This window comes from Bradyrhizobium erythrophlei (assembly GCF_042430365.1).
Classification (GTDB): domain Bacteria; phylum Pseudomonadota; class Alphaproteobacteria; order Rhizobiales; family Xanthobacteraceae; genus Bradyrhizobium; species Bradyrhizobium erythrophlei.
In genome coordinates, this window is sequence record NZ_JBHMET010000163.1 from 1 (window position 1) to 7,749 (window position 7,749).

5 protein-coding genes are annotated in these 7,749 nt (G+C 66.2%); 3 read left to right on the forward strand and 2 right to left on the reverse strand.

The window, feature by feature from the left end; translation table 11 throughout:
- Positions 1-649: 649 nt before the first annotated feature.
- Entirely contained in the window at positions 650-1,618 is a 969-nt protein-coding gene (locus ACFFWD_RS24925) for a Bug family tripartite tricarboxylate transporter substrate binding protein (RefSeq protein WP_376969547.1), read from the reverse strand.
- A gap of 122 nt (positions 1,619-1,740) precedes the next feature.
- Here ACFFWD_RS24925 and ACFFWD_RS24930 point away from each other — a divergent pair, with 122 nt between their 5' ends.
- On the forward strand, positions 1,741-2,709 hold the full coding sequence (locus ACFFWD_RS24930; RefSeq protein ID WP_376969549.1) for a TAXI family TRAP transporter solute-binding subunit: 969 nt from the start codon (positions 1,741-1,743) through the stop codon (positions 2,707-2,709).
- A gap of 96 nt (positions 2,710-2,805) precedes the next feature.
- Here the strand turns inward: ACFFWD_RS24930 and ACFFWD_RS24935 are convergent, their stop codons facing one another.
- Positions 2,806-4,017, reverse strand: coding sequence for an ABC transporter substrate-binding protein (locus ACFFWD_RS24935; RefSeq protein ID WP_376969551.1), 1,212 nt, complete (start codon positions 4,015-4,017; stop codon positions 2,806-2,808).
- Positions 4,018-4,210: 193 nt separating this feature from the next.
- Between ACFFWD_RS24935 and ACFFWD_RS24940 the strand changes: the two genes are divergently transcribed.
- Both ACFFWD_RS24940 and ACFFWD_RS24945 read left to right on the forward strand, forming a co-directional pair.
- A complete protein-coding gene (locus ACFFWD_RS24940; protein ID WP_376969705.1) occupies positions 4,211-5,317 on the forward strand; it encodes a molybdopterin-binding protein in 1,107 nt (368 codons plus the stop codon).
- A 6-nt stretch (positions 5,318-5,323) separates the two neighbouring features.
- On the forward strand, positions 5,324-7,273 hold the full coding sequence (locus ACFFWD_RS24945; protein WP_376969553.1) for a molybdopterin biosynthesis protein: 1,950 nt from the start codon (positions 5,324-5,326) through the stop codon (positions 7,271-7,273).
- Positions 7,274-7,749 lie beyond the last annotated feature (476 nt).

Consider the following 7,749-nt stretch of genomic DNA (forward strand, 5'->3'; position numbering starts at 1 on the left):
AACTACACCCGAGCCCTCGGCGCGACGCTTGACTCACAAAGGCCTCATATGAGGGTGGGCGCGGTTGGGCGCAGGCGTCACCCCCCGACGGCTCCGCGCCCCTGCCACTGATTTGCCCGACGGCGCAAGGGCCCGCGGACAAAATATTTCGGTTTTTCGGAATCGAAAAACAATGTATGACTCCACCCGTCCCACCCGAATGAGGGGCGGCTCGCGATCGTCACGAACGTGGTGTGGGATGCGGTGGACGCGGAGCGCGCAACTGACGAGTGCGTGCAGATAGCGGACGGCGAAGTCGTGTGGTCCTGACGCCCCAGTGGCTGGTGTCTCCTCGCAAGACGCGAAACGTCCTGCGAAGACGGCGGCAAAAAAGCCCGGTCTCGCCGGGGAGAGCACGAAGTAAGCCGTAACCCATCGCGCAGGGAAGGCCGGGATGTTTCCGGTTTCACCTGTGGTCCTACCTCCGGTGCTTTTTGTTGCACCGGACCCATGGGTGCAATCGGCGCCCGGTCTTCCCTGCGCCCTCTGCTTTCGAGAAGAGGGCGGAACGAGAGGCAAAACTCGGACAATCATGTCGCGAGAACGCGGATGGCTGACCTTCCTGAAGATGGATCAGGCGCCAGCTTCGGTGTTCGGGGCAACGCGTGGCTCAATCCACCGACACGCCGGCGAACTCCACGACCTTGCGCCATTTCTCGGTCTCGTCGGCAACGAGCTTGCCGAACTCCGCTGGCGTCATCGGCTTCGGGATGCCGCCGACCTCGGCGAGCCGCGCCACGAGCTTCGGGTCCTTCAAGGCTTCGCCGACCGCCTTGTTGAGGATGGCTATGATGTCCGGCGGCGTGTCCTTCGGCGCGGAGATGCCGTAGAAGCCGACCGATTCGAAGCCCGGCACGGTTTCGGCGATCGCGGGCACCTCGGGCACCGAAGGCCAGCGCTGCGGCGAGGTGACGCCGAGCGCGCGGACGCTGCCGCCGCGCGACTGTTCCAGCGCCAACGGCAGATTGTCGAAGATCAGCTGCACCTTGTTGGAGATGATGTCGGGAAAGGCGATCGCGGATCCCCGATAGGGCACGTGCTGCATGTCGCATTTGGTCATCGCCTTGAACAGCTCGGCCGACATGTGCACCGAGGTGCCGTTGCCCGAGGAGGCGTAGGAGATCTTGCCGGGATTGGCATTGCAGTAGTCGATGAACTCCTGGACGGTCTTCACCGGCGTCGCGTTCGAGACCACCAGCATGTTGGTGAGCTGCATGATGCTCGCGACCGGCGTGGTGTCGCGCAGGAAATCATACGGCAGCTTCTTGTAGAGCGAGGCCGAGATCGCGTTGTTGGGCGCGACGAACAGCAGCGTGTAGCCGTCCGGCGGCGCGTTGATCGCGGCGGCCGCGGCGAGGTTGCCGCCGGAGCCGGCGCGATTCTCGACCACGAATTGCTGGCCGAGATGATCCGACAGCCACTGCGCCATGATGCGCGCGACGATGTCGACCGGGCCGCCGGCGGCAAAGCCGATCAGCCAGCGCACCGGGCGGTTCGGATAATCGGCGGCGGAAGAGGGAGCGGCGGACGCAAGCAGGCAAAACGAAGCAAGCAACACGGCACGGACCAAGGCGATCATCATCTCTCCCGTCATTTTCTTGTTACCGTTCGGCGCATGCTTTCACAAAACGCTGCCTTTGCCTACAAGCCCCGGCGTGCGACGATAGTCTGCCCTGCGCGGAATGCTGCTTGAGGCTGAACATGAAATTGGTTGTTATGATTTGCGCCGGCGCGCTGATGCTTGCGAGCCACGCGGCGGCGGAAGAGGGGGATAAGGCCATTTCAAGGACAACGATCAGCTTCGCCACCGCGACACCGGACGGCGGCTTCCCGCTCTACGGCAACGCGTTTGCCGAAGCCATGAACGCGGCCGATCCGACGCTTGCGATCGAGCCGCGCAACACCAAGGGCTCCAACGAGAACATCCCGCTGCTCGAGGCCGGCACGATCGATATCGCAACCGTCGCGGGCGAACCGTCCTACGAGGCCTTCATGGGCATCGGCCGGCCGCCGGCGACCAAGATGAAGATCCTCACCGCGATGTATTCGAGCCCCGGCATGTTTGTGGTCCGCGCCGACAGCCCGTTCCGGACCATCAGGGACCTGGTCGGCCAGCCCGTCGCGTTCGGCGCCAAGGGCTCGGGCCTGCCGATCCTCTCGCGCTACATCCTCGATGGCATCGGGTTGAAGCAGGACGAGGATTTCAAATCGATCTATCTCGATCGCGCCGGCGATGGGCCCGCGATGGTGCAGGACGGCCGCGCCGCAGCACTGTGGGGCGCCGGGATCGGCTGGCCCGGCTTCACCGCGATGGCGGAGAGCGCGAGCGGCGCGCGCTTCATCGCGCCTGATAGCGACGAGATCGCGCGGATCCGCGCCAAACACACCTTCCTGAAACCGCTGACGATCCCACCGGGCAGCTATCCGAAGCAGACGGACGCGATTTCGTCGGTCGGCTCCTGGAGCTACATCCTGGCGCGCGACAGCCTGCCGGACGACGTCGCCTACCATTTGGCGAAGACGCTGCACGGCATCGAGGCGACCTTCTGCAAGAAGCTCGCGCAGGCCTGCGAGACCACGGCGGCGAACACGGTCGCCGCCGCACCCGACGTCGCGCTGATCCACCCCGGCGTGCTCAAATATTTCCGCGAGATCGGGGTGGTGAAATGAAGAGGGTGGGTGGTGAATAGCGAATGGTGAATGGTGATTTTCATCGACCACTTGCTCGCCACCGCTATTCGCTGCTCCCTATTCGCTATTCGCCGCTCATTTCTTCACCAGCGGGCAGGCCGGGTCCGGCGGGCCGAACGCGTCGTCGCCGGAGATCTTGGTGAGGATCTTGTAGTAGTCCCACGGGTATTTCGACTCCGCCGGCGTCTTGACTTGCACCAGCCAGAGGTCGTGCACCATCAGATTGTCCTCGCGCAGCTTGCCGTTGCGGGCGAAGAAATCCTCGACCGGCTTCTCGCGCATCTTGGCGGCGACTTTCAGCGGATCGTCGGTGCCGCTGTCCTTGACGGCATTGAGATAGGCCGTGACGGAGGAATAGACGCCGGCCTGCCACATCGTCGGCATCCGGTTCATCTTGGCGAAGTAGCGCTTCGACCATTCGCGGGTCTTGTCGTCCATGTCCCAGTAGAACGAGGTGGTCAGCAGCAGCCCCTGCGCGGCGGAGAGGCCGATCGAGTGGACGTCGGTGATCAGAGCGAGCAGCGCGGCCATCTGCTGCCCGCCGGCGAAGATGCCGAACTCGCCGGCGGTCTTGATCTCGTTGGTGTTGTTGGGCGGCCCGGCGGCAATGCCGATGATCTTGGCCTTGGAGGCCTGCGCCTGCAGGATGAAGGACGACAGGTCGGGCGTGGCAAAGGGTGGCCGCACCGCGCCCAGCACCTTGCCGCCATTCTTCGCCACCACGGCGGAGGCGTCCTTCTCCAGCGAGTGGCCGAACGCGTAGTCGTCGGTGATGAAGAACCAGCTGTCGCCGCCGCGCTTCACCACCTCCTGCGCGGTGCCGACCGCGAGCGCCCGCGTGTCGAACACCCATTGCATCGTGTAGGGCGAGCAGAGCTTGCCATGGAAATCGGTCGCGCCGGTCGAATGCGTGATGAACAGCTTCTTCTTCTCGTTGGCGATGTACTGCACCGCGAGCCCGACCGCCGATACCGGCACGTCGACGATCAGATCGACCTGATCGACGTCGTACCAGCGCCGCGCGATGCCGGCGCCGATGTCGGGTTTGAGCTGATGGTCGCCGACGATCACCGTAACAGGCTTGCCGAGCACCTTGCCGCCGAAATCGTCAACGGCCATCTGCGCGGCGGTAACCGACCCCTGTCCCGTCGGCGTCGAGGCCGGGCCGTTCATGTCGGTGAGCACGCCGATCTTGACCATGTCGTCGGACAGCTGCGCGAACGCGGCCGACGAGGCCAGCAGCGCCGCTGCAAGCGTCCCGAACATGGATAGTCCCTTGGCGATCATCCTGTTTCCCTCCCTGGATTGGCGCATTGGCCGATTATTGCTTGTGCCCGGTATCTTGAATCCGGCCATATTGGTTTCTTTTGCAACCATTCCGGGGTCCGCGTCAACGCGCCTTCGGTCTAATGGCGCCGCTCCAAGAGGGGGCCGGGGGAGTTTATTTCGCATCCGATTCAGTCCATAGCGGGCCATGACCATCGCTCAACGCCTGCCGGCTTCGCTGACCCCGCTCGATGTGGCGCTCGATGCCGCACTGCGCGGGCTTGCGCCGGTGGCGCCGATCGAGTTGCCGCTCGCCGAAGCCTTGGGCTGCATCGCAGCCGGGATGCCATCGCTCGGCGGGCACCCGCCACGCGACGTGGCCGCCGCGGATGGCTGGGCGATGTGCGCCAACGATCTGGTCGGCGCGTCCTCTTATGCGCCATTGCCGCTGGTCGGGCCGCCGGCCTGGGTCGCGGCAGGCGAGGCGATGCCCGAGGGCACCGATTGCGTGATCGACGCCGACACGGTCGATGCGTCGGGCCCGATCGTGCAGGTGCTCGCCGAGGCGATCCCGGGGCAGGGCGTTCGCCGCGCCGGCAGCGATATCGCCGAAGGGCGTGCGGTGATGGACGCAGGGCGGCGCGTTCGGCCGTGCGATCTCCTGCTCGCGCGCGCGACCGGATTGGACAAGCTCGCCGTGCGGCGGCCGCGGCTGCGCCTCGTCAATATTCCCGGTGGTCAGGTGACCGTGCAGTTCATCGCCGATGCGGCCCGTGACGCGGGCGTCGAGGTGGTATCGACCGAGGCGGCGGCGCGCGATGTCGACGCGATCACGCGGGCGCTCGAGGCGAACGCCTCGGACCTGCTGATCACGATCGGCGGCAGCGGCGTCGGCCGCACCGATGCGACAGTGAATGCGCTTGCCGGGAGTGGCGGGCTGGTCGCGCACGGGATCGCCCTGCAACCCGGGCGTACCATGGCGGTCGGGCGAATTCACACAACCCCCGTCATCGCGCTGCCGGGTGCGCCCGATCAGGCCTTCGCGGCCTGGTGTGCCATCGTGTTGCCTGTGCTCGACCGCCTGTCGGGACGCCGCGCGCGCGAGACGCTTGAACTGCCGTTGTCGCGCAAGGTTGCCTCCAGCGTCGGTCTCGCCGAGATGGTGCTGCTGGAACGGAACCAAGGCCAATGGGCTCCACTTGCCGTGGGAGACCTGTCGCTCGATGCGATGGCGCGCGCCGACGCCTGGCTTGTCGTGCCCGGCAGCGCCGAAGGTTTTGCCGCAGGCGCGCCCGTCGATGCCTATATGCTGCGGGAGTGAGTTGTTATGACCAAGACGCCCGCGCCGAAACCGGATCCATCCGTTGATCAGGACCAGTTCCTGACCATCCTCTCGCGTGAGGACGCGCTTGCGCGCTTCGAGGCCGCGTTGTTTCCGCGCGCGGTGCCGAGCGAATCGCGTCCGCTCGCCGATGCGCTCGGCTGCCCGCTCGCCGACGACGTCGTGGCCCCGATCGACGTGCCGCCATTCGATCGTTCCAATGTCGATGGCTTCGCGGTGCGCTCGGCCGATCTTGCCACCGCGAGCGAAGCCGCGCCGGCGCGCCTGATGCTGAACGACGAGACGATCGCCTGCGGCACGGCGCCGACGCGGCCGGTGCTGTCCGATACGGCAACCGCGATCGCCACCGGCGGGCCTGTACCGCGCGGCGCCGATGCCATCGTCATGGTCGAGCACACCCAGCCCGCCGGCAACCGCGCGATCGAGGTCCGGCGCGCGGCGTCGCCCGGACAGTTCGTGTCCTATGCCGGCTCCGATATCGCGCGCGGCGAGGTGCTGCTGCGCGCCGGCACCATCGTCGGTTCGCGCGAGATCGGCATGCTCGCTGCCTGCGGGATTGCCGACGTCGAGGTCGCGCGGCGGCTTCGCGTCGCGGTCATCTCGACCGGCGACGAACTGGTGCAGCCGGGCGAAATGCTGCGCCCGGCCGCGATCTACGACAGCAACGGCGCGATCGTCACCGCGGCGATTTCCGAGAACGGCGGTGACGCGATGTTTCTCGGCGCCGTTGCCGACAACGAAGAAGCACTCGAATCCGCCATGCGCGCGGCGCTCGCGATCTGCGACATGCTCGTGCTCTCCGGCGGCACGTCGAAAGGCGCAGGCGACGTCTCGCACCGCATCATCGCCCGGCTCGGCCAGCCCGGCATCATTGCGCACGGTATAGCCCTCAAACCCGGCAAGCCGCTGTGCCTTGCGGTCTGCGACGGCAAGCCGGTGATCATCCTGCCGGGATTTCCGACCTCGGCGATGTTCACCTTCCACGACATGATCGTACCGGTGCTGCGCCGCATGGCCGGCCTGCCGCCGCGCGCGGACGCCAAGGTGACCGCAAAGGTGCCGGTGCGGATCGCCTCCGAGCTTGGCCGCACCGAGTTCGTGATGGTGTCGCTGGTCGAAGGCGCCGACGGCCTGATCGCCTATCCCACCGGCAAGGGCTCCGGCGCGATCACGTCGTTCGCGCAAGCCGACGGTTTCCTGAAGATCGATGCGCTCGCCGACCAGATGCCGGCCGGCAGCGATGTCGAGGTGACGCTGTTCACGCCGCATGTGCGGGTGCCCGACCTCGTCATCGTCGGCAGCCATTGCACCGGGCTCGATCTCGTCACCGCGCCGCTGGCGCGCGCCGGCCTCTCGGTGCGCTCGATCGCGGTCGGTAGCCTCGGCGGGCTCGCAGCCGCCGGGCGTGGCGAATGCGATCTGGCGCCGATCCATCTGTTCGACGACAAGACCGAGACCTACAACACGCCCTATCTCTCCGACGGCCTCGAGCTTGTTCCGGGCTGGCGGCGCATGCAGGGCATCGTGTTCCGCAAGGGCGATACGCGCTTCGAGGGGCAGAGCGCGCAAGAGGCGGTGCGCGCCGCGCTCGCCGATCCCGCCTGCATCATGGTGAACCGCAACCAAGGCGCGGGCACGCGCATCCTGATCGACCGGCTGCTCGCCGACGCGCGGCCCGACGGCTACTGGAATCAGCCACGCTCGCACAATGCGGTTGCGGCGGCAGTGGCGCAGCATCGCGCCGACTGGGGCATGACCATCGCACCGGTCGCCGCCGCGTCCGGGCTCGGTTTCATTCCACTGGCCGAAGAACATTACGACTTCGCGCTGGTGAAAGCGCGCAAGCAGCGGCCCGCGGTGCAAGCCTTTCTCGACGCGCTGGCGTCGGAGGAGGGGCGTTCTGCGCTGACGAAGGCGGGGTTCAGGCCGGCCTGACGCGGGGAGGCGTGAATTGCTTCCGCCTTTGCCGAGGCTCTTTCCAATTCGGTTGTCAAACAGCCTACTCGTGGTGTCATCACCCGCGAATACGGGTGATCCAGTATTCCAGAGACGTCGGGGCTTGAGCCGAGAGGCCGCGGCGTACTGGATGCCCCGCATGCGCGGGCCATGACGAGGGAGCGGATATGCGTCCGCATTCTCGCGGCATGTTTGGCCCGAGCTTTGCGTTACTTTTCACCCTCTCGATAGCAGAGGGCGCAGGGAAAGCCGGGTGCCGATTGCACCCATGGGCCCTGTGCAACAAAAAGCACAGGGGTAGGACCACAGGTGAAACCGGATACACACCGGCTTTCCCTGCACAATGGTTTTACGGTTTCCTTCGTGCTCTCCCCGGCGAGACCGGGCTTTTTTGCCACCGTCTTCGCAAAGACGTTTCGCGTCTTGCGAGGAGACACCAACCACTGGGGCGTCAG